22 protein-coding genes and 1 pseudogene are annotated in these 21,764 nt (G+C 61.8%); 8 read left to right on the plus strand and 15 right to left on the minus strand.

What is annotated here, in order from left to right:
* Positions 1-49 precede the first annotated feature (49 nt).
* The 4 genes from G489_RS0113195 to G489_RS0113210 are packed head-to-tail and all read right to left on the minus strand — an operon-like array spanning position 50 to position 2,521.
* Complete coding sequence (locus G489_RS0113195) at positions 50-376, minus strand: hypothetical protein (protein WP_029041937.1); 327 nt, start codon at positions 374-376, stop codon at positions 50-52.
* Positions 373-1,260, minus strand: a complete 888-nt coding sequence (locus G489_RS0113200; protein WP_029041938.1) for an NAD(P)-dependent oxidoreductase — start codon at positions 1,258-1,260, stop codon at positions 373-375. The genes G489_RS0113195 and G489_RS0113200 overlap by 4 nt, the downstream gene beginning before the upstream one ends.
* Positions 1,257-1,763 (minus strand): gluconokinase, encoded by a 507-nt coding sequence (locus G489_RS0113205; protein WP_029041939.1) that lies wholly within the window; start codon positions 1,761-1,763, stop codon positions 1,257-1,259. Before G489_RS0113205 ends, G489_RS0113200 begins: the two co-directional genes overlap by 4 nt.
* On the minus strand, positions 1,754-2,521 hold the full coding sequence (locus G489_RS0113210; RefSeq protein ID WP_029041940.1) for an SDR family oxidoreductase: 768 nt from the start codon (positions 2,519-2,521) through the stop codon (positions 1,754-1,756). The genes G489_RS0113205 and G489_RS0113210 overlap by 10 nt, the downstream gene beginning before the upstream one ends.
* Positions 2,522-2,607: 86 nt before the next feature.
* Here G489_RS0113210 and G489_RS0113215 point away from each other — a divergent pair, with 86 nt between their 5' ends.
* Entirely contained in the window at positions 2,608-3,555 is a 948-nt protein-coding gene (locus G489_RS0113215; RefSeq protein WP_029041941.1) for a 2-hydroxyacid dehydrogenase, read from the plus strand.
* Positions 3,556-3,561: 6 nt separating this feature from the next.
* Positions 3,562-4,593: an L-idonate 5-dehydrogenase gene (locus G489_RS0113220; protein WP_029041942.1), complete on the plus strand. Its 1,032-nt coding sequence runs from the start codon at positions 3,562-3,564 to the stop codon at positions 4,591-4,593.
* Here the strand turns inward: G489_RS0113220 and G489_RS0113225 are convergent.
* Positions 4,580-5,455: an NAD(P)-dependent oxidoreductase gene (locus tag G489_RS0113225; protein WP_029041943.1), complete on the minus strand. Its 876-nt coding sequence runs from the start codon at positions 5,453-5,455 to the stop codon at positions 4,580-4,582. The two genes, G489_RS0113220 and G489_RS0113225, sit on opposite strands and share 14 nt — an antisense overlap.
* Positions 5,456-5,685: 230 nt before the next feature.
* Here G489_RS0113225 and G489_RS22795 point away from each other — a divergent pair.
* Positions 5,686-5,814: pseudogene (locus G489_RS22795) on the plus strand (NADP-specific glutamate dehydrogenase); the annotation flags it as partial.
* Positions 5,815-5,960: 146 nt separating this feature from the next.
* On the opposite strand, the gene G489_RS20525 reads toward G489_RS22795, so the two are convergent.
* From G489_RS20525 to G489_RS0113260, 7 genes are all read right to left on the minus strand, one after another.
* Positions 5,961-7,751 carry a gamma-glutamyltransferase family protein gene (locus G489_RS20525; RefSeq protein WP_051332615.1) on the minus strand — a complete coding sequence of 597 codons (1,791 nt, stop codon included), beginning with the start codon at positions 7,749-7,751 and terminating at the stop codon, positions 5,961-5,963.
* 13 nt (positions 7,752-7,764) lie between these two features.
* Positions 7,765-8,535, minus strand: a complete 771-nt coding sequence (locus tag G489_RS21950) for an SDR family NAD(P)-dependent oxidoreductase (RefSeq protein ID WP_162142432.1) — start codon at positions 8,533-8,535, stop codon at positions 7,765-7,767.
* 126 nt (positions 8,536-8,661) lie between these two features.
* Positions 8,662-9,681 carry an alpha-ketoacid dehydrogenase subunit beta gene (locus tag G489_RS0113240; RefSeq protein ID WP_029041944.1) on the minus strand — a complete coding sequence of 340 codons (1,020 nt, stop codon included), beginning with the start codon at positions 9,679-9,681 and terminating at the stop codon, positions 8,662-8,664.
* Positions 9,681-10,643 carry a thiamine pyrophosphate-dependent dehydrogenase E1 component subunit alpha gene (locus tag G489_RS20535; protein WP_035872594.1) on the minus strand — a complete coding sequence of 321 codons (963 nt, stop codon included), beginning with the start codon at positions 10,641-10,643 and terminating at the stop codon, positions 9,681-9,683. The genes G489_RS0113240 and G489_RS20535 overlap by 1 nt, the downstream gene beginning before the upstream one ends.
* A 67-nt stretch (positions 10,644-10,710) precedes the next feature.
* On the minus strand, positions 10,711-11,148 hold the full coding sequence (locus G489_RS0113250) for a VOC family protein (protein ID WP_029041945.1): 438 nt from the start codon (positions 11,146-11,148) through the stop codon (positions 10,711-10,713).
* On the minus strand, positions 11,145-12,185 hold the full coding sequence (locus G489_RS20540; RefSeq protein ID WP_162142433.1) for a CobW family GTP-binding protein: 1,041 nt from the start codon (positions 12,183-12,185) through the stop codon (positions 11,145-11,147). Before G489_RS20540 ends, G489_RS0113250 begins: the two co-directional genes overlap by 4 nt.
* Before the next feature lie 8 nt (positions 12,186-12,193).
* Entirely contained in the window at positions 12,194-13,612 is a 1,419-nt protein-coding gene (locus G489_RS0113260; protein ID WP_081691567.1) for an amidohydrolase, read from the minus strand.
* A gap of 60 nt (positions 13,613-13,672) precedes the next feature.
* On the opposite strand from G489_RS0113260, the gene G489_RS20545 reads away from it, so the two are divergent.
* The 5 genes from G489_RS20545 to G489_RS0113285 all read left to right on the plus strand — a co-directional run bounded on the left by G489_RS20545 (position 13,673) and on the right by G489_RS0113285 (position 17,770).
* Positions 13,673-14,380, plus strand: a complete 708-nt coding sequence (locus G489_RS20545; protein ID WP_051332619.1) for a GntR family transcriptional regulator — start codon at positions 13,673-13,675, stop codon at positions 14,378-14,380.
* A 51-nt stretch (positions 14,381-14,431) separates the two neighbouring features.
* Positions 14,432-15,259 (plus strand): ABC transporter substrate-binding protein, encoded by an 828-nt coding sequence (locus G489_RS0113270; RefSeq protein WP_029041947.1) that lies wholly within the window; start codon positions 14,432-14,434, stop codon positions 15,257-15,259.
* Positions 15,260-15,321: 62 nt separating this feature from the next.
* Complete coding sequence (locus tag G489_RS0113275; RefSeq protein ID WP_051332620.1) at positions 15,322-16,101, plus strand: amino acid ABC transporter permease; 780 nt, start codon at positions 15,322-15,324, stop codon at positions 16,099-16,101.
* A gap of 3 nt (positions 16,102-16,104) precedes the next feature.
* Positions 16,105-16,881: an amino acid ABC transporter ATP-binding protein gene (locus G489_RS0113280; RefSeq protein WP_029041949.1), complete on the plus strand. Its 777-nt coding sequence runs from the start codon at positions 16,105-16,107 to the stop codon at positions 16,879-16,881.
* A gap of 67 nt (positions 16,882-16,948) precedes the next feature.
* The gene (locus G489_RS0113285; RefSeq protein WP_029041950.1) at positions 16,949-17,770 is read left to right on the plus strand and encodes a sulfite exporter TauE/SafE family protein; all 822 of its coding nucleotides are present in this window, start codon (positions 16,949-16,951) and stop codon (positions 17,768-17,770) included.
* A gap of 463 nt (positions 17,771-18,233) precedes the next feature.
* Here G489_RS0113285 and G489_RS0113290 read toward each other — a convergent pair whose 3' ends face one another.
* The 3 genes from G489_RS0113290 to G489_RS0113300 form a co-directional block, all read right to left on the minus strand.
* Positions 18,234-18,821, minus strand: coding sequence for a DUF6969 family protein (locus G489_RS0113290; protein WP_029041951.1), 588 nt, complete (start codon positions 18,819-18,821; stop codon positions 18,234-18,236).
* A 297-nt stretch (positions 18,822-19,118) separates the two neighbouring features.
* The gene (locus G489_RS0113295; RefSeq protein WP_029041952.1) at positions 19,119-20,348 is read right to left on the minus strand and encodes a YeeE/YedE family protein; all 1,230 of its coding nucleotides are present in this window, start codon (positions 20,346-20,348) and stop codon (positions 19,119-19,121) included.
* Positions 20,349-20,457: 109 nt separating this feature from the next.
* Positions 20,458-21,360 carry a sulfurtransferase gene (locus tag G489_RS0113300; RefSeq protein ID WP_029041953.1) on the minus strand — a complete coding sequence of 301 codons (903 nt, stop codon included), beginning with the start codon at positions 21,358-21,360 and terminating at the stop codon, positions 20,458-20,460.
* Positions 21,361-21,764 lie beyond the last annotated feature (404 nt).

Below are 21,764 nucleotides of genomic sequence, written 5' to 3' on the forward strand. Positions count from 1 at the left end.
CTGACTGTGCCCGAAACGGCTATCCCGCATCGTTGGCGCACCACAGTCCCTAGAACAGGTGCGCCTCGGTCACGTGATGATGGATGCGGCCATCAAAGTGTTGTCCGACAATTTCTCCGGTCACGATGCGTGACTGTTCGCGATACGTGCTGTTCAACGCAGCCTCCATGCCGGCAAGGTCCCGATAGGAGATAGCAAGGATCAGTGCAAACTCGGGTGCACCTTCGTCGCGTTCTTCCCCGAACATCACCCGCACATCGGTCTGGCCCGGAAAATTGGCCCAGAGCGGCACAAGCTGCGTGAGAACCGCCTCACGAAACGCCGCCTCGTGCCCGTCATGAATCTGGCCTTCGAAAAGCGCGAAACGCGTGATCATGATATGTGCTCCTTGTCCAGTCCCTTGAAGTATTCCATCAGCACGGCCTGGTCCTCGCCCCCCAGCCCCGCGGCGGTCAGCATCCGATGGATCTCCGCACAAAGGGTTGTCAGCGGCATGGAGGTCTGCGTCCGTCGCGCCAGGTCCTTGGCGCCATCAAGGTCCTTGACCATGTTGTCGATACGGCCGGTACGGCGGTAGTCGCGTGTCGCAAAGCGCGACATATACTCTTGAAGGATAGCACTGTCGGCGCGCCCGCCCTTGAGAGCCATCGGGATCTTTTCGACCGCGACGCCAGCGTCAAGGGCGAGTTGTGTGGCTTCTGCCACAGCGAGAAATCCAAGACCGCACAGCACTTGATTGATGAGTTTGGTCGTCTGTCCGGTCCCCGCCGGTCCCATATGCGTGATATTGCTGGCGAGGCATTCAAGCACGGCCCTCGCTTTGTCCACGTCCTCCGCCTCACCCCCCACCATTAGGGTCAAATCGCCGGTTGAGGCCTTTGGCGCCCCCCCGGAAAGCGGACTGTCGACCCACCTCAGATCACACGATAGCGCGCGCTCTGCCAGTGCCTTAGTGGCCTCAGGATCGATCGAGGACATGTCGATCACGACAGTACCGGGTGTTGCACCCGCCGCAACCCCTTCGGGTCCGAATACCGCGCTCTCCACGATGCCTGGCGAGTTGAGGCTCGTGATCACGAGGTCGCTGGCAGCGGCTGCCTCAGCGGCGCTCTTGCATCCCGTTGCGCCTTTCGCCACCAACATGGCTACCTTGGCCGAATCGAGATCAAACACGTGAACCGTATGCCCGGTTGCAACCAACCGAGCGCCAATGGCACCGCCCATGGCGCCGGCACCTATCAATGCGATGGACTCGGTCATTGGCGAATTCCCTTCACGGCTTTGGTCAATATGGAGATCACCGTTTCGGCCGACTGTCCGACATCCACTGCAAATGCCTTCTCGTCCACCTCCGGCGGTTCCAGTGTGCGAAGCTGGCTGTCGAGTAGTTCCGAGGGCATGAAGTGCCCCTCTCGCTCCGCGATCCGCCCCGCTAATACGTCACGCGACCCGTCGAGAAAGAGGAACACAGTTCCTCCCGCAATCTCCCGAATTTTGTCGCGATAGCTTCTCTTGAGGGCCGAACATGCCACAACGATTGGCCCGTCGGCCCCGGCAAGCGTTTCGCCCACCGATTTGATCCAGGGTGCGCGGTCTTCATCGTCAAGGGGCTCCCCCCGACTCATTTTGGCAATGTTCGTCGCCGGGTGAAGCGCGTCACCATCGACGAACGACGCACCGATGTCATCTGCGAGTGCAGCACCGATACGGCTCTTGCCAGCTCCCGTAACACCCATGACGACGTAACGATCCGTCACAGACATGCCGTTATTCCGCCATCGACATAGATCGTCGTTCCATTCACGAAGGACGACGCCTCCGAAGACAGGAAGACACACGCGCCAACCAGTTCCTCCACACGACCCCAGCGGCCGGCCGGTGTTCGTTTTTCGAGCCAGGCCGAAAACTCGGGGTCCGCGACCAGAGCGGCATTGAGCGGCGTGTCGAAATAGCCTGGAGCGAGTCCGTTGCATTGCAGCCCGTGCCGGCCCCAGTCCGTCGCCATCCCCTTGGTCAGATTGACGACCGCTCCCTTGCTCGCGGTATAGGGTGCGATCCCGGGGCGAGCCAGAGCGCTCTGAACCGAACAGATATTGACGATCTTGCCGCGGCCACGGGTGATCATATGCCTTGCCACCGCCTGCCCGGCATTGAACACCGAGGCGACATTCGTCGTCATCAGTCGCTCGAAAGCCTCAGAGGGGAAGTCTTCAAGCGGCGCCCTGTGCTGAATACCGGCGTTGTTCACAAGGATATCGATCGGACCAGACTGCGCCTCGAATTCATCGATGCAGGACCTGGTCTGCTCATGATCTGTCACATCGAAGGCCAGTGTCCGAGCACGATGCCCGTCATTGCCGAAACTGGCCGCCGCCGCCCTGAGTTTGTCGGTGTTACGCCCATTCAGAACGATTTCAGCTCCAGCCGCCGACAGACCTTTCGCCAGCGCCAGCCCGATGCCCTGCGAGGAACCCGTGATCAGGGCGCGTCGTCCCTTCAGGTCGAACAATTCATAATTCATGAGGCCAGTTTCCTCTCGACAGCACACGGTGTCACTCGTTATGGTATCGATAACATTTACATGTCAACACAGAAATCTCCGCGACCATGAACAAGCCCGACATACTGCAGATCGGCCCCTATCCCGATTGGGATCAGGCGCCACTCGAAAACGCCTTCACTGTACACAAGCTGTTTGCATCCGACGATCCTGCCGCGCTGTTGAGCACGGCAGGCCCCCGCATCCGCGCCATCGCAACGCGAGGCGAGTTGGGCGCCGACCGCCGCACCATCGACGCCTGCCCTGCCCTTGAAATCATCTCGGTGTATGGCGTGGGTTACGACGCGGTTGACCTCGAGGTATGCCGCGAGCGTGGTGTCCGTGTCACAAACACCCCTGACGTGCTGACGAGCGATGTTGCGGATTTCGGAATGGCCATGCTGCTCGGCCTCTCACGTGGCCTTATCGAAGGCGATGCGTGGGTTCGAAAAGGGCATTGGCTTCGAGACGGTAACTTACCACTCAAGACGCGAGTATGGGGCAAACGTGTCGGAATACTGGGCCTCGGCCGAATTGGATTTGAACTAGGTAAGCGCCTGGCGGCCTTTGATATGGATGTCGCCTATTCCGATTTGGCTGAGAAGGAGTACGCGCCGGACTGGACGTTTGTCGCAGAACCTGTCGCGCTTGCTGCACGATCCGATATACTTTTCGTCGCTCTCTCCGCCACGGCGGCGACCAGACACATTGTAGGCCAAGAGGTGATCGAAGCGCTCGGGCCACAGGGAATGATCATCAACGTCAGCCGTGCATCGAACATCGATGAAGACGCCTTGATTGACGCGCTGGCAACGGGCCGGCTCGGCGCCGCCGCCCTAGACGTTTTCGAAGGCGAACCGGAAATCGACCCTCGGTTTCTCGATCTGCCGAATGTCCTGCTTCAGCCCCATCAGGCCTCGGGAACGACCGAGACCCGCAAGGCGATGGGGCAACTCCTGCGCGATAATCTGACGGCGCATTTCGCCGGCCGCGATCTCATCACACCTGTTGAGTGAGGAACCATGAGGGCGATAGTTATCCACGGCGCCGGCGACCTGCGTATCGAGGACCGCGATGATGGCCTGGTCGGAGCCGGACAGGTGAGCATCAAGATGGCCTCCGGTGGCATTTGCGGCTCGGATCTCCACTACTACAATCATGGTGGATTTGGCGATGTGCGGCTCCGGGAACCGATGATTCTTGGGCACGAAGTTGCCGGATACATCACCGAATTGGGCGTTGGGGTCAGCGGCCTCTCGATCGGACAACTCGTGGCCGTCTCGCCGTCCCGACCCTGCGGCAGTTGCCAATACTGCGAGGAGGGTCTGAGCAACCAGTGTCTCAATATGCGCTTCTACGGCTCGGCAATGCCCTTCCCTCACATTCAAGGCGCATTTCGCGACACGCTTGTCGCGGATGCAGATCAGTGTGCGCCGGCGGACGGCTTGAGTCCCTCGGAAGCGGCGGCGGCTGAACCTCTTGCGGTTTGCCTGCACGCCGTACGTCGGGCCGGATCATTGTTGGGCAAACATGTGCTTGTCACCGGATGTGGGCCCATTGGCATCTTCTGCATTCTGAGCGCACGTCGTGCGGGAGCCGAGCACATCGTTGCAACCGACCTCGGAGATTTTCCGCTTGAGATGGCAACGCGCGCCGGCGCAGATGAGGTCATCAACATGGCCGAAAATCCGACGGGACTCGACCCCTATATGGCAAAGAAGGGGATATTCGACGTCCTGTTCGAATGTTCAGGGGCTGCGATAGCGCTTGCAGCGGGTATCGATGCCGTGCGGCCCAGAGGCAAGGTTCTACAACTCGGCCTGGGTGGAGACATGGTCGTTCCGATGCAGAAGCTTACGGCCAAGGAGCTCGCTGTGATGGGTTCCTTCAGGTTTCACGAGGAGTTCTTTTCCGGAGTCGACATGATGAGAAAGGGCCTGCTCGACGTGAAGCCCTTCATCACCCAGACCTTTGGCATCGAAGAGGCCGTCGAGGCCTTCCGTGTAGCAGGAGACCGAACCCGCTCGATCAAGACCCAGATCAGTTTTGCCTGAGCGAGAGCCAGTGGAAATAGGCTGAGTGGTCCATGTCGGCGCCACCGTGATGGTCTACCAAATCGCGAAAGGCCGCTCGTACCGTCTCGGCCATTGGTAACTCGACGTTCGACCGTTCCGCTTGGGCGGCAGCATTGTCGAGATCCTTAAGTTGTGCTGCTGACCGTCCACCTGGCCGGTAGTTGCCTTGGATCATGCGTTCACCGTGCAGGTCGAGAACACGACTGTCTGCAAACCCGCCCCTGAGCGCTGCCCGGAAGGCGTCAAGGTCGCACCCTCCTGCCTGCGCGAGATGAAACGCCTCGGCGACGGCACCGATGGTGGCAGCCACGATCACCTGATTGCCCAGTTTCGCAATTTGCCCGGCACCGACCGGACCCATAAGATGCGGACGGCCAAGATGCCGAAGTACGGGGACAGCACGGTGAAAGTCCGACTCTTTGCCTCCGGCGAAGATGGAGAGCGTACCCGCATGCGCGCCGACCACGCCACCGGACACTGGTGCATCGAGAAATCCGCAATCCCGTTCTTTCGCAAACCCGGCCAACATCCGGTCGCTATCCGGGTCCACCGATCCCATATCGACGAACAATGTGCCTGACCTTGCGCCTCCGATCACGCCTTGATCCAGTAGCACCGCCTTCGTTGCCGGCCCATCCAGCAACATGGAGATGACGCAATCCGCGTTCTCCGACGCCTCCGCAGGTGACGTGCAGACCCTAACGGTGCCCTGTAGCGGTCCTGCACGGTCAGGTGAACGGTTCCAGGCCGATACCAAATAACCGGCATCGGCAAGGCGCCGAGCCATGGGCAGTCCCATAAGGCCAGTGCCTAGAAACGCGATATTGCTGATCTTGGACATGTCTATCAGCCCCCTTTCCAGTAAGCAGAAAATGCAAAAAATACAGCGTTGCGCGGCTATTTCCTAATTCCGCGAGCGCCCAGATGAATGACTCCTACAGAAGATGAGGTTACGATTCCGGAGACCAATCGGATTGAACCTGGGACTCTAACAGGTAGGGGCTTTGGCTAAGGCGGATGGAAAGTCCACGGCGAGGTCACCAGCCATGGTGCTGCCTATTTCCTCATTAGATCACTAAGGATATTCACGACCTGTGTGCGCAGACCGCCGAGGAATATGGCCTGCCTGACAACTATGTGGCCGGCGCCAATATCGGCGGTTCTGTCCGGGTCGCCGACGCCATGATCGCCCTTGGGCTGAATCGAAGGGCCGGTCGAAGCCTATCTCGCCCTGCCCGACATCAGGGTCGAGTTCCAGGTTCAGGCAGCGTACCAGCTTGAATCATGTATCTCAGGACGCAATGCAAGCGTGCCCAACGCCGTACAGGGGGGCAGCAGGCCGGCGATCAGCGGCTGATGGCGTAGTGGCTGCGGCGCGGATCCGCCCCCGAACCCAGCACCCGCCGGCTCCCCCGGCCTGGCGCGCGCATGTCCATGGACAAGGCGACCCCGCTCGAATCGAATTCATAATCGGGCCACAGATGAATCCTGTGGCCGAGACCGGCCAGCTCGTCGCGCACGGTCTCGGGAACCCGTTCTTCTACACTCAGGCGTCCGACATCATGGAAATGCGGATGAAACGAATCCGGAAAACTGAGGCAGGTCAGTCGCGGCGCTTCCACGGCCTGTTGAGGCGACATGCCGCGATCAACGACATTGAGGAAAGCCTGCAGTATGCCCTGGGGGATGACGTCGCCACCGCTTGAGGAAACCGCCATCACGCGGGGGTCGGTCTCCCCCGCACCAAGGGCCATCATCGGAGACGGGGTCAGTCTTGGCCGCCGGCCAGGCCCGAGCACGGCCGGATGACCGGCATCAAGTCGCGACTGGACCCCGCGCGGGGAGACCATGATGCCGAGGTCGGAAACCATGGGATTGCCATCGATCGTGTCGCTGGCCGCGCAACTGAACGCATTCCCGTCACCATCGACGATGGTGAAGTTGGTCGTGTCGCGCCGCTTGCTCTTGGTCGATCCCACCACACCGTTCCGCTCGAGCGTTGGCAGATCGGGCAGCACCGCGCCGGGATCGATCATCGCCCGGAGGCCGGCAATGTGATCCGCAGACAGGAGGTCGCCGAGGTCGAGATCGGTGAAACCCGGGTCGCAGTAATGCTTCTCCCGGTCGGAAAAGGCGAGCTTCATGGCCTCGGTGAGAAAGTGGAGATATCGGGTCGGATTCGCCGCTTCGGCCTTGAGATCAAAGCCCGCCAATACCGCCAGCGTCTGCAGGATAACCGGCGCCTGGCAATACATGTCGCCTGTGAAGACCCGCCAGCCGCCATAATCGGCATACCGTGCCGGTTTGACCTCGTTCCTAAAGCCCGAGAGGTCCTCAAGGGTCATCCAGCCGCCATCATCATTCACCCAGCGGACGATCTTCTCAGCGGTCTCTCCCTCATAGAAGACACGGCGGACCGCCTCCAGCGCCTGTGCGCGATCCTTGCCCTTCTCGGCCGCTACCATGCGCTCCAGCAGCCGCCCCAGATCGGTCTGGACGAGCCGGTCGCCTTCCTCCGGCGGCCTGTCATTGGGCCAGTAGACGGTGCGCGAACTCTCCCATTCGCAAAAGGTCTCGCCCATCAGGCGGTAGGCCGTGGCGGTGCGCCGGTCGAGCGTGAAACCCTCGCGCGCATAACGAATGGCAGGCGCCGCCACCGCCCCGAACGACCATGTACCGAAACCCGAAAGCGCTGAAATCCAGGCGTCGGCGGCGGCCGGCACGACCGAACACGCCGCCCCAGGTGGCATTTCTCCACCATAGCGCTCGAGATAGGCATCAAGGCTTAGCGAACGGCTCCAATGCCCCACACCGCTGATCGACCAGACCGTATCCGAGCCAGCGGGCCGCACCAGAATGGGAGCAACCCCACCGAGATTGCACATATCCGCCTGGATGACATTGCTGGCAAGGCCGGCAGCCACCCCGGCATCGATGGCGGTGCCGCCGCGCTCCAGCACGTCGGCGGCGACCATGGCGACAAGCGGATGCCCCGCGACAACGCTGTAGTTCTCGCCAATCAGGGTCGGGCGCATCGATTCCGGCGGCGGAAAGATGCCGGGGACTGGCGAGGTGTTGTTGCGCATCCCGCCAGCGGGTTCACCGCCCTGAGCCTTGGAACGTCTGGTTTCGGTCATCGGGATACTCCGGCTAGAGGCTCAGCATGGCGCCGGCATCGACGCGCAATGCAATGCCGGTGATCGCGGCGCTTGTCGGCCCCGCGAGATAAAGGGCGGATGCGGCAATCTCTTCGGGGGTGATCAGCCGGCTCGCCGCGCCGGCATGGGTCATTTCCTGCCAGATCGCGGACGCATCCTCCCCGGTCCGCGTGGCAATGTTAGCGGCGACCTCACGCAGCATTGGACTGTCGACATTGCCCGGGCAGACTGCGTTCACCCGGACCCCATGCGCGCCAAGCTCTGCGGCAAGACTTTCGGTGAGCCCGATAAGGCCGAACTTGCCGGCGCAGTAGATTGCCCCGCCCGCTTCGCCGCGCAGCCCAGCTGTCGAGGACAAAAGTACGATCGAACCACCCGTCGCCCGTGCGCACAGCACCGGCGAGAAAGCCGCACAAACGTGGAAGGCGCCATCGAGATTGACGGCCATGACCTGCCTGTAGACGGCCCAGTCGATATCGGCGACGTAACCATCGGCGTTGAGCCCTGCCGCATAGATCACGCTGTCGACTGCCCCGATCCGGCGCGCCAGCGCCACAACGGCCTCGGGCCTCGTAACGTCGCAGGCCAGCGCCGTGTGGCTTCCATCGAGCCCTTCGATGGCACGGGCCGCTGCATCCTCGCCGATATCGACCGATACCACCCGTGCACCCGCTTCCGCGAAAGCGCGAACACAGGCCGAGCCGATGGCCCCGCCTCCGCCGAAAACCACAGCCACATGACCCTTGTTCAATTCCGCCGCCACCGACATTCCTTCCCTTGTTCCTCGCCTGACACCCTTGCCGGATACCCTTGCCGGATACCCTTGGCTCGATCTTTGGCCCGACCCCTTTCCTCCTCGCCCGCCGGGCACTGCACTTGCTTCCCCGCTCTAGGATGCGGCGGCCATTTCCCTCAACGTCCTTTCGATGGAGGCCGGGCCGGGCACGATGGCCTGCTCGAGCGAGAGCGCGGCAGGGATCGGCACGTCCGGCACGGCATGACGCTGAATCTGCCGCAAGGCGCCGGGGCCAAGCCGTTCGAGAACCCGCACGACGATTTCGGCGGAGAGCCCGAAACTAAGATAGTCCTCGTCGACAACGAGAAGCCGTCCGGTCCGCGCGACGGAATTCGCCACCGTTTCCACATCGAGCGGGACGATGGAACGCAGATCGATGATTTCGACATCGATGCCATCCCTTGCGACCTCGGCGGCTGCCTCGAGCGAATATTCAACACCGGCGCTGAGAGTCACAAGGGTCAGATCGCTTCCGCCGCGAACGATATTGGCCTTGCCGATAGGGGTCACGAAAGCCCCCTCGGGCACTTCGGCACCACTCAGGAAATCCTTGGACTTCTTGAGCAGAAGCTCCTTGTGCTCAATGAAGATCACCGGATTTTCCGAGCGGATGGCGGCGGCCATGAGACCCTTGTGGTCGCGCACGGTTGCGGGCGCAACAACATGCATGCCGGGCAGATGGGCGAAGGTGGCCCAAAGACACTGCGAATGTTGCGCAGCCGAGCCGATATTGCCACCCGCCGTCTTGATGACCATGGGCATGGGGACGCGGCCGCCCGACATGTAGGGAATCTTGGCCATGGCATTATAGATCTGCTCTAGACAGACCCCGAGAAAATCGACGAACATGATCTCGACGACCGGACGCAGTCCCGCCATCGCCATGCCGACTCCCATGCCGGTGAACGACATCTCGGCAATCGGCGTATCCCTCACCCGCATCGGCCCGAAGCGGTCGAACAGGTCGCGCGTTGTCCCGAACACGCCCCCCGAACGCCCTACATCCTCACCCAGCAGGACGACCCTTTCGTCCCGCTCCATTTCCTGCATCAGGGATTCGGCTATCGCCTGGGATCCGTTGATCCGGCGCATGCTCTGATTGACGTCGGCCATCACCGCGCCTCCTCAAGGAAGATATGGTCAAGGGCTCCGGATGGATCGGGCTGCGGATCGCTGCGAACCTCGGCCAGCATGGCCTGCATCTCCGCCCTTGCTTCGGCATCGATCGCCGCCAGCCCCTCGGCATCCCCTTCGCCCCGGGCGATCAGGATGTCGCGGTATCGGCTGATCGGATCCATCTCGGCCCGTTTGCGCTTCTTTTCGGAACGGTCGCGATAGCCATCGTGATCGCCTTCATAATGACCCCGGAACCGGTAACAGGTCGCCTCGATCACCGACGGGCCGCCGCCCTTTCGGGTTTTCCTGACAGTTGCGGCGAAAGCTTCGGTCAGCCCCTCCACATCCGTGCCAACGACGGTCTCTCCCGCGAGGCCATAGGCCGCAGCGCGCTCGGATATGGTGGAGGTCGCCGTGACCTCGCCGATCGGGACCGAAATCGCATATTGATTGTTCTCGATCAGGCAAACCAGCGGCAGATCCCACACGGCGGCCATGTTGAGGCATTCGTGAAAGGTACCGTGATTGGTGGCGCCATCCCCGCAAATGCCCACCGCCACATGCGGAAGACCCCTGAGTTTGAACGCATAGGCATAGCCGAGCGCCACCGGCAGCGATGCACCGACAATGCCCGTCGCCGAGAAATGGCGATCCGGATCGAATGGATGCATGTGCCCGCCGCGTCCACGGCACAGGCCGGTTTCGCGTTCGAATATCTCGGCCAGCAGCGCGCGCGGCGGCACACCCTTGGCAAGAGCGTGATAGTGATTGCGATGGGTGCTGACGACCGCGTCCTCGGGCGTCAGCGCATGGGCAAGGGCGACCCCGATCGCTTCCTGTCCGATTGACGTATGCAGTTCGCCGTGAATCTCGAAGGTCGGCACACCTTCGAGGCAGGCTTCCTCGAAGGCGCGCATCCTGGTCATCATGCGATAGAGATTGAGCGGATTCAGTTTCATGACAATTGGGCCGGGCTGACTCGGGCTATGGGTTCGTGGATCGGAACATCACCATGTTGAATGACGATCAGAGATCGGGAGGCCTGAGTTCGAGCAACTCGAAATATGACCCCCCGGGCTCGCGGCAATACCGGGATCGCCCCTCGGGAAATCCTGTGGTCTCCCCGATCGGTTGCGCGCCGGCGTTGCAAACCGCTTCGAGAGCGGCGTCGAGATCATCGACCTCGATGCCGATATGCCCGCAGCCAGCAGGCAGGGGCAGGTCCGGCGCTGCCAATTCATGGCCGGCAAAGGCGATCAGTTCGAGTGTGGCCCCGCCTCCCGGAGGCGCGAGTTGCGCCAGATCGCACGAGACTTCGGACAACCCGGTCATGCTGCGGATATCCCGCGTCATACCGCGTTCCTCAAACACCGGGACAAACCCGAAAACCTCGCGATAGAAGCTGACGGATCGATCGAAATCCTGCACGGCCAGAGAAAAATGCTCGATGGCCTTGATCTTCATGCGGCACCTCTTTTCCGCATTCCCGCCGGTAGGATTGCCCGTTTCACCAGATCGTCCAGCGCCTCGCGGAATGCCGCGTCCGCTTTGGCCGAGAAGATGGCGACAATTCCGAACGCGTCCGCGTCGCCGGCCCCGTTCGTTCCAGGGCAGGTCATGAACCTTGGCCGGTCCACCAGGTGCTGGACGGCGTGGATGACAGCTGCCTCGTCGGTATCATCGAACCGGACCACGCCCTTGAGGCGCAAAAGCGCCTGCCCCCGGTCATGGCAAAGCACCCTGATGCCCGCCATGAGAACATCGAGGTCGAGCTGGCGAGCACCGGTCCTGATGCCGTGGCTCGCAAAACCGCCGGCGTGATCATGGGAGTGAATGCCGGGTTTTGAGGGGTTCAACTGCACCCTCGGGTCGAATGAAAACAGCAAATCTTCATCGTCCTCTCCCCCCGGAACGAGGGGCGCCGCAATGCCCGCCCTGCGAAGTTGGCGGGCAATCTCTGTCTCGGCGTCCGGTCCCGCAAGATCGCGCTTGGTCAAAACCACCTTGTCCGCCGCCTGCAACTGCACCATCGCGATCTCATGCCGCTCAAGCTGGTCGGGGCCGAGAACCGCGTCGAACGTGGTCGCGATCCCTTCGAGACGGAAACGCGACAGCCTCAGGGGATCGGTAAGTAGAGCTTGCAGGAGGGGACGGGGATCGGCTAGCCCGCTGGTTTCGACGATTACCCGCGAGAACGCCGGAATTTCCCCCCGGACACTGCGATCCAGAAGCGTTCGCAAAGCCCGGGCGAGATCGCCCTGAGCCTGGCAGCATAAACACCCGCCGGGCATGACCAGAACCGAATCGTCGGCCGCCTCGAGCATGAGATGATCGAGCCCGACCTCCCCGAACTCGTTCACGACAACCGCCGTGCCCTTGGTGGACGCCCCGGCGAGCAGGCCCCTGACAAGTGTCGTCTTCCCGCTCCCCAGAAACCCGGTGAGTACGGTCACCGGAAGCGGGGGATCGGGAAGGAGGGACAGGCTCCGCGGATCGGGCAAGGGACTGCTCATTCCACCCAGCTCGCATCCCAGAATGCATGTGGACTGGACCGCATGGTTTCGCGCGCGCCATACTGCGGCTCACCGAGGTCGACACCTTCTGCCCTGCGGGCGCGTTCCTCCCGGGCCGCTTCCACAAGCCTTGTGTTCTTCAGCAGGCCTACACCCGCGATGGCAAGCGCCTCCGAAACCATCAGGGCGCCGCGATGGCTGGCGGCATGCCCCGACAAGGCGGTCAACGCCCAGTTGTGCAGGGGCACCTGCTCGGGAAAGGCCCAGTTGAGGCGCCCGAGCGGTATGCGCCAGCTGACCTCGCCATCATCCTGCCCGTAAGGGTCAACCCCTTCATCGAAATAGCCGACCTCCTCATGCAGCGTCATGGCCTCTCCCGGCTTGCAGGCCCTCGCAAGACTGGTCATGAACTCCCGTTCGGCTTGCGGCCATGCCGGCGGCCCCACCACCTGAAGGGCGCCAAACAGATGCTGCGCCAGCGTGTCATTGGGCAGATAGCCGCGCGTGGCCGAGATGAACTGATGCCGGAACGAGACCCCGGCCATCTCCGCAGCGCGACCGGCGATGTCCATAGTGAAGTCGAAAACCTCGCGCGCCCGTTCGAAATCCGCCTGACGGGCCGTCAGCCACAGCCGCGCCTCGTCAGGTGTCACATTGGGAATAAGCCCGCCAACGCGGAGAACATGCTCAACCGACACATCGGGGAAATGATGGGCACGCAACCGCTCGATCGACTGCACGGCCAGTTCCGCGGCATCGAGCGCATTGCGCCGCCGCACGCTGCCGCCGTGCCCCGATTCTCCCTCGAACACCAATTCCCCGTTGACGACGGACTGGCACGGACGCGAAAGCGCGCCGTTCTGATAGTCCCCATGCGAGGTCAGGATGACATCGATGCCCTCGAAGGCGCCCAGTCCCAGCAAGGCCACCTTGCCCCACACGATCTCCTCGGCGGGCGTCCCGATGACCACAATCTCGCCGTCAAGGCCCGCCTCGCGCGCCGCCTTCGAGGCGGCAATCGCCGCAGCGCAATTGGCTGGACCGATCAGATTGTGACCGCAGGCGTGACCGGCCGATTTTCCGGTCCGCTGGCGGTGAGGCACCGCCGCATTGTCCGTGCCCGGCAGGGCATCGAACTCGGCCAGAAAGGCAATCCTCGGCCCTGCTCCGCCACGCCGTGCGATGAAGGCGGTCGGCAGTCCGCAAGCGCCGCGCTCCACCTCAAAACCTTCGCTTTCGAGCCAGTCACATAGTGCGGCACTCGCGTGGAACTCCATGTTCCCAAGCTCGGGATTCGACCACAACTCATTGAAATAATGAATTGTTTTATCCCTGAGAGTCGACCAGTGTTGGCGTGTGGCTGCGACCGTGTCCATGAATTGTTTTTTGTTAATTGTTGACAATTTGCAATTCATAGTCTCTCGTTTCGGGGATGCTGTCAAACCCCAAAGCTTGACAGTCCGAGGAGAACGAACTTGAGCGAAAAGTTCCACGCCGTCTCATCGCCGAGCCTTGTCGGGCAGGTAAAGGAACAGATCCAGCGCGCCATCACCGATGGCGAATTGCTGCCCAACCGGCGGTTGGGCGAGAGCGAGATCGCCGAGAAACTCGGTGTCAGCCGGGGTCCGGTGCGCGAGGCTGCCCGGCTTCTCGAACAAAGGGGGCTGCTGGTCTACCTGCCCCGCCGCGGTTTTTTCGTCCGCCAGTTCGAAGCCTCCGAAATCGAGGACCTCTACGAGGTGCGCGAGTGGATCGAGGCAGCTGCGATCGCAGCGGCGGTCAAACGCGCCTCGCCCCAAGAGCTCGACACACTCGTCAAAACCCATGAGCAGCTCCGCCTGCGCGCGCAGAGCGGCGACCAGTCCGACCTGATCGAGGCAATCATCGAATTTCACCGCTCCATCTGTCACCTGTCGCACAATGCCCGCCTGCTGCGCCTGTTCGACGAGTTCAGCAGCGAGATGCGGCAGATCCTGTCGGTACTGGGCGTCAAGCTCGATGAATCGGGAAACCCGGCCGAAGGCCAGCAGGCCCTGCTCGAGCACATCATTGCCCGCAACAGCGCCGCCGCCGCCCGGGAAATGCGCCGCCTCATCAGGCAGGCGAAAGACGAAGTGCTTCACAGCTTCCACCGCCGTCATGGCGGCAAGGAAAATGCCGGAACCGGGACCAAGACCCCGTAAGACCGGCATGGGAGGAACGCCGCGTTCAACCAACGACGAAGGGAGGATCAGATGCGGTATCAATCAAAGGGGCGGATCGCGCCGGTGCTCGTGACCAGTCTGGGACTGGTCATGGCCATTGGCGGCGCCGCCAGCGCCGAGGTCGCACCCCCGGCAGGAATAGACGAGGCCGGAAAGATCGTGTTCTGCACGGAACTGGCCTACCCGCCCTGGGAGATGCTCAACCCCCAAACCCAGGAACCCGAGGGTTTCGATATCGACATCGCCGCGGCCTTGGCCAATGCGATGGACGTTGAAGCCGAACACAAGAACATCTCGTTCGACGGGTTGATCCCGGCCCTGCAGGCCGGTCAGTGTGACGCCATCATTTCCGGCCTCGCCAACAAGCCGGAGCGCCGGGAAGTCGTCGACTTCGTAGACTATGCCGTTGCCGGCAATGCCCTGATCGTGCGGGCAGATGACGATGCGAGCTTTGAAACCCTTGAGGATCTCTCGGGCTACAAGGTTTCCGTCGCAGTCGGCTCCGCTCTCGAGGCGGAACTCAACACCGCCAACGAGGCCATCGTAGCCGCGGGCAATGAGCCGATGGAGATCATCGCGCTGCAGAGCGGCACCGATGCCTTCCAGCAGCTCACCGCAGGCCTGGCGGACGTCTATTTCGGCTCCACCGATCAGGCGGGCTATTTCAACGCCCAACGGCCGGGCCTGCTTAAACTCGCAAGTCCACAGCTCTTCTCGCTGACCATCGGCGTCGCGACGCTCAAATCGGCCGGCGATCTTCATGACGCTATCGCCGCAGCATTCGCCGATATCCGCGACAATGGAGGCTATGGCGATATCCTGGCGACCTGGGGCTTCGAGGCCCTGGCGATAGAGTGACCTGCAACTGCCCGGTGGCGATCATGCGACCGGGCAGTTTTTTCCGTAAGGAGCGAGACTGAATGGTCGATGGCATCAATATCGATGGCGCATTCTTTCTGCGATATCTGTTCAACCCGCCCGCCATCCTCTGGCAGGGCCTCTGGCTGACAATCTGGATCTCCATCGTTGCCCAGATCATGGGCATGATCGTCGGTCTTCTGATCGCCTTGTGCATGCGGTCGAGGCATTGGTGGCTGCGCGCCTTCGGGCGTTTTTATGTCTGGATCTGGCGGGGCACCCCGGTGCTGGTCCAACTCGTGCTGATCTATACCGGCGTCGCGGCTGCCGGGTTTTACAAATATCCGGACATCACCATCGGTTTCTTCGTCCTCACGGGCCCGCTTCAGGCCGCGCTTATCGCCCTCTCTCTCAATGAGGGGGCTTATATGGCAGAGATATTCCGCGCCGCCCTTGGCTCGATCGACAAAGGCCAGTTCGACGCGGTCAAGGCGCTTGGCATGCGTCCGGTGACGGCCATGCGCTACATCATTCTTCCGCAGGCCGCCCGTATCGTCATTCCGCCACTCGGCAATGAATTCACCCTTCTTATCAAGGGAACCTCACTACTCGCCGTAATTGGCATCCGCGAATTGTTCGGCACGATCCAGCAGCTCAATGCCGCAACCTTCAGAACCTTCGAGCTCTTCGTGATCGCCGCCATCTGGTATCTCGTGCTGACCTCGATCATGGGCTTTGTCCAGCGGCATATCGAGGCCTATTACAGCCGCTACGATCCGCCTTTGAGCAGCCAGACAAAAGCCAGGGTGAAGATGCGGGGGCTGATTTCAGCGCAACGATAGATCATGTCCAACACAACTCCTTCCCCTCTCGTTTCCGTCGAGGCAGTCCACAAATCCTATGGCGCGCTCGAAATCCTCAAAGGCATCTCCTTTGACGTGTCGCGCGGCGAGGTGGTGTGTCTGATCGGTCCGTCTGGATCGGGCAAGACCACCATGGTGCGCTGCATCAATCACCTCGAGACGATCCAGGCCGGCCGCATCACGGTGGGCGGCGAGATGATCGGCTACCGCGAACACAATGGCCATCTCCTCGAATTGCCAGAAAGCCGGATCTCCCTGCAGCGCCAGAAGATCGGCATGGTGTTCCAGCGCTTCAACCTGTTTCCCAACCTCACCGCTTTGGGCAACATTACCGTCGGACCCGTTCGCGTTCAGCGACGCAGGGAAGCCGAAGTGCGGGCAGAGGCGCTTGAACTCCTGCGCCGGGTCAGGCTGGCCGACAAGGCGGACAATTTTCCGTCCCAGCTATCGGGCGGTCAGCAGCAGCGCGTGGCCATTGCCCGCGCACTGGCCATGAAACCCGAAGTGATGCTGTTCGACGAACCGACAAGCGCCCTCGATCCGGAAACGGTCGGCGAGGTGCTCGACGTGATCAAGGAACTTGCCGCCGAAGGCATGACCATGATCATCGTCACCCACGAACTCGGTTTCGCCAGAGATGTCGCCGACCGCGTCATCATGATGGACCAGGGCGAGATCGTCGAAATCGGAGCAGCCACCGAGATGTTCAGCGCTCCGCGATCGGACCGCACCCGCGCATTCCTGCAGTCCCTCAAATAACGGCCCCGGCACATCTCATCTCGCCACTGCCGTCGGCAATAGCGGCGAACACCCAGGGAGAGACACAGTGATCGATATCCAGATGGTCCCGATCCTGATCGGGATCGCCATTGTGACCGGCGCCTTTGCCGGAACCCTCGCGGGGCTTCTCGGGGTCGGCGGCGGCATCGTCATCGTCCCGGCGCTCTATTTCGCACTACAGTTCACCGGCGGCGATCCCGCACTTAGCATGCAGGTGGCCGTCGGGACCTCGCTGGCCACCATCATCGTGACCGCAATCTCCTCGAGCTGGGGTCATTTCCGCCGCGGCGCGCTCGATTTCGCCCTGCTCCGGCGCTGGGCGCCCTTTGTGCTGTTTGGCGTGGTGGGCGGGGCGTTTCTGGGCGGAGCAGTCAACGGCAAGGTGCTGGTGGCGGTCTTTGCCTGCGTGGCGGCCATTGTGGCCATCGACATGGTCTTCAGAAACCCAAAATCGAGCCCCGAACCGCGCAGCGCATCGGGACCGCTCTGGGCCCTGCTTGGCATCCTCGCCGGCGGCATCTCGGCTATGATGGGCATTGGCGGCGGCACTGTCGGCGTACCGCTTCTGAGCATTCTGGGCTATGACATCCGCCGCGCCGTGGGCACATCGGCGGCGCTGGGCTTTATCATCGCCTTGCCCGCCTGCATCATCTATATCGCCACGGGTTTGGGGCGCGAGGGCCTGCCCCCCTTTTCCCTCGGCTATGTCAACATCGTTGCGGCGCTCGTGATCATCCCGCTGACAACCGTCTTTGCCCAGCTTGGGGTGCGCATAGCCCATTCCATATCCTACCGGGCGCTGCGCCTGTGTTTCGGCTTCTTTCTGGCCATCACCGCGGTCCGGATGTTCCTCGATCTGGTACCGTGATCGCCGCGCTCGCGTCGGCAGTTGTTCGATTGTCGCCCAGTCCGCATCACGCCTGGTTCGAGGAAGTCAGAACTATCGACATCGCCGAGGAGTTCGCCTCCCTTGAAGGCGCGGTGCTGGCCATCACGAGGACCCAACGACACTGTCGTCGATCCGTCCGTCACGGACGCAAACATCGGACCAAACATGTTCCACCAGAACCTCACGGTCTCGGGGCTGATATCGACCCCGCGTTCGTGCAGCAATCTTCGACGTTCCGCCACGAGAGTGGAAACCGGACGTACGACATCTCCGCGAGACGGATGATCTCAGGCGAGGTTCTGACGTAGCGGAACAGGTTCTTGGTACGCATTCAATCGCCCTACCCCGCACCGGTAGCAGAGAAAGGCAGTTTCTTCTGACAGTGCCCTCTTAGGCGCGAGGCCCGTGGTGGTTTCAACCTCGAAAATCTGGTCGATAGGTGTTAGCCGGCAAGGGTTGGAAGCAGCATTTCTGAAGTCACTTCCAGCGAACGGTCAGCCCGTGCATCCACACCGCCGACGGGCTTGTGGCTCGCCAGTCTTGCGTCGCGCTCGCGCACCAGCGCCGCCATTTCGGCGGTATAGGCGGTGAAGTGTGCAGTCAGCCACCGGTTCACCAGGAAGGAAGGCCGCGCCAGGCTGACATCGAATCGATCAAGGAGCGCGATCGTGCCCGCAGCATCCAGCCAGTCGTCATCGACAACCCATTGGTTGACAGTGAAGAGCCGCAAGGGGCGCCCGCGATCGTCGACACCAATCGCGATCAGATGATGGATGGGACCGTCCTGTCCCTTTGGCCGCAGGAAACAATGGAAATGTCCGTGCTCCGCACCTTCCTCGCCCGTTTCATGCGAATGATAGTACCACTGGGCGCCGGTCTCGGGATCGAACACATCACCTGCCGGATAATGCTCCCAGACTGTCACTGCATCGGCGTCCCGTAGAGTCTCACCAACCACGTTGAGGCCGCTCTTGGCGAGTATTGCCTCGCAATAGGCGATCTCTGCCTTGGCCCGTTCGATGTCACTCATCCTGATCGTCACGCTTGAGCGGTGGCGGCGGCGGCGCTGCCTTCTCTGCCGCCTCGGACGGCTTGGCCACTGGCGGGGGTGGTGGCGCGGAATTTGCAGACGGGGTTGCGGACGCAGCAGCCGAGCAGGGCGCGGTGGCCCGAGGCGCACCGGCAGAACAGGGTGCACTGCCGCCACCTGTGCTGCTGGTCATAGCTGGCTGGGCCCTGGGTACCGGGTGTATGGCATGGTCCGCAGCGACCGCGGCTGTTGTGACGGCCAGCGCTGCGCCAAAGAGCAATGTATTGCGTGTGTTGCTCATGACCGTTTCAGCCCATCAAGTCCGAAAAGGGGCCGCGCCCAGACACCGATATATGAGCCCGCGAAGGCGGCAGCAAACCAAAGCCAGCCATGCACGCTTCCCGAAGCGATCCCGGAGAACAGCGCGCCAATATTGCAGCCAAAGGACAATCTGGCTCCATATCCCATCAGGATCCCACCGATGGCCGCGGCCGCAAAGGACATCAGGGGCACGACTACCTTGGGTGCAAACTTGCCTGCGAGGCAGGCAGCGGCAGCAGCCCCCAGAATGACCCCGAAATTGAGAACCGAAACCGTGTCGGCCAGAACTGAATGGGTGAGCGCCTGTTGGGGACCGGGCCAGGTCCAGAATTCCCAGCTCGACACAGGAACGCCCGCCGCCTGGGCAAGTTTGGCGCCCCACAGCCCGAATCCGAAGGTTACCGACCAGGGATGCCCGGCAATCAACAGCGTGGCCACGTTGAGCAAGGCCAGCAGCAAGCCTGCCCCAGCCAGCGGCCAGGGGCCCCGCAGCAACCAGGTCCACCCTTCACGGCGTGGCGCCGGCTCTTGCTCGAGCGCCCCGTGAGATCGCCTTTCGATCAGGACGGTGACTGCAGCCACGGCGGCAAGCCCGGCCAATGTAACGGCGATTGCCACGCCTGTGCCGAAGACATCGCCAAGGGCAATCGCGGGCAGTGAAGGCTGGCCCAACCACCAGGGCAAATGGGCAGTGCCGATGAGCGCGCCAAGAATGAAAAAGATCAGTGTAACGAGCATGCGGGATGATCCACCACCGACCGTGAACAAGGTGCCGGAACCGCAGCCGCCACCCAGTTGCATGCCAAGCCCGAAAATCGCCGCACCGACCAGCACCGACACGCCGACCGGGGCGGTCGCGCCCACAAGAGCCTGCCCGCCGAGATTGCCGGCGGCAATCAGGGGGATCATGGCAATCGCGGCAACTCCAATCATGAACATCTGTGCCCGCACACCCCGGCCGCGGCGTTCAACGACCAGGCGCCGCCATCCACCGGTGAACCCGAATGAAGCATGGAACAGCGTGGCACCCAGCAATCCGCCAACCAGAAAAAGAGCCGCCTGTCGCAGATCGACTAGCACCGTGAGAGCGACAAAGCCCGCAACCAGCGCGGCGGCGACCACTGCAAGTGGCAGGCGATCCGCACTAACCGGGGGTAGGAAAGCCGGACGGCTATTGGCGCCTTCATTAATTGTCGCGTCAGACATGACCTTAGAATTCTCGCTTTCCGGGCAAGCCCGCATTCGGATAGATCACCAAACTGGCCCCGGCGTGAACCGGGGCCAGTTTGATGCGGTCAAATGAACTCTTCCGGGGTCACTGGACGGGACGGGATTCGTCCTGGGTCCAGGCCGCCATGGACCCATCATACATTGAGGTGTTCTTGTTGCCCTGCAGTTCCGACAGTCCGAACCACACCACCGAAGCCCAATGACCGGTATTGCAGAAGACGATGTTCGCCTCATCCGCGCCAAGGCCAACGTTCTCGGCAAGGGCCGCTATGTCGCTCGCGGCGGTGAATTCGGCATAGTCTGCACTATAGATTCGCCCGTTCTCAATGTTCACAGAACCGGGAATGGTTCCTGCGACACGAACGACCGGTGATTTGGATTCGCCACGATACTGCGCGGCCGGACGCCCGTCGACCAGGCGGGTGCCGGCATCGAGCGCCGCTTCCACCTCCTCGGTGGTGGCCAGCAGATGCTCCTGCAGTTCATGGCCGAACTCTGAGGGTTGGGGAGTGACGGGCTCGGCGACGAACTCACCGCCGGCCGCCTGATATTGCCGCCAACCGCCGTCGAGGATGGAAACGTCATCATGCCCGAGATATTTGAACGTCCAGTAGATCCGTGTGGCGCCGCCAACCTCGGAGGCATCCGTTCCCCAGGGGACGATGACCACATGATCGTCATTGTCGACCCCAAGGGACTCGATCAATGCGACGATATCCTCGATCTCCGGCAGCATGCCGGGCACGCCCTGGATTTCCGTCCGCCACCCCGCGCTTCCATAAGGGGCAACAACGGCATGTGCGATATAGGGCGTTTCGCCAAGTTCGGTGCTTTCGATGTCGTTCCGGACATCCAGAATGACCACATTCTCGTCTGCCGCGTGCTCGATCAGCCAATCGGTTTTCACGAGGGGTTGGGTCTCCGCCGAAGCGATGGTGGGGGTCGCAAGCAGGGTTGCGAGCGCTACAAACATTGACGCGAAGCGCATCGGTATATTCTCCATGGCTTGAAGTGTTGGTTCACTATAAGCCGGCGACTTCGCGCTATCGAGGTTTGGCGCTTCAATTTGCTGCTCATCAGAGAAAAAGCCTGCCCCTCCTAGCGAATGGCCTTAGCACAGTTTTTCATTCGGCTTCTCAGCGCCTGTTCGTGATCGAAGCGCTGCAGGTCTTTTGGGTCAGGTCTTGTGGGTCGGGTCTTGGGGGGGTGAAGTCGGCATGCCCATTGAGTCGATGTTTCGATCAATGAAGCTTGACTTCAAAATTGAAAGCTGGCGCTATGCCGGGATGAACATCCGAGCACAGCTAACAGTTTTGCGCCTTCTCAAGGGACACCCGGTAACGGGAGCGTAGCCCGAAGCTCGGCCATGTGCGCCTCCCGAGCTTCGGGAGG

This window comes from Cucumibacter marinus DSM 18995 (genome assembly GCF_000429865.1).
Taxonomy (GTDB): Bacteria; Pseudomonadota; Alphaproteobacteria; order Rhizobiales; family Devosiaceae; genus Cucumibacter; species Cucumibacter marinus.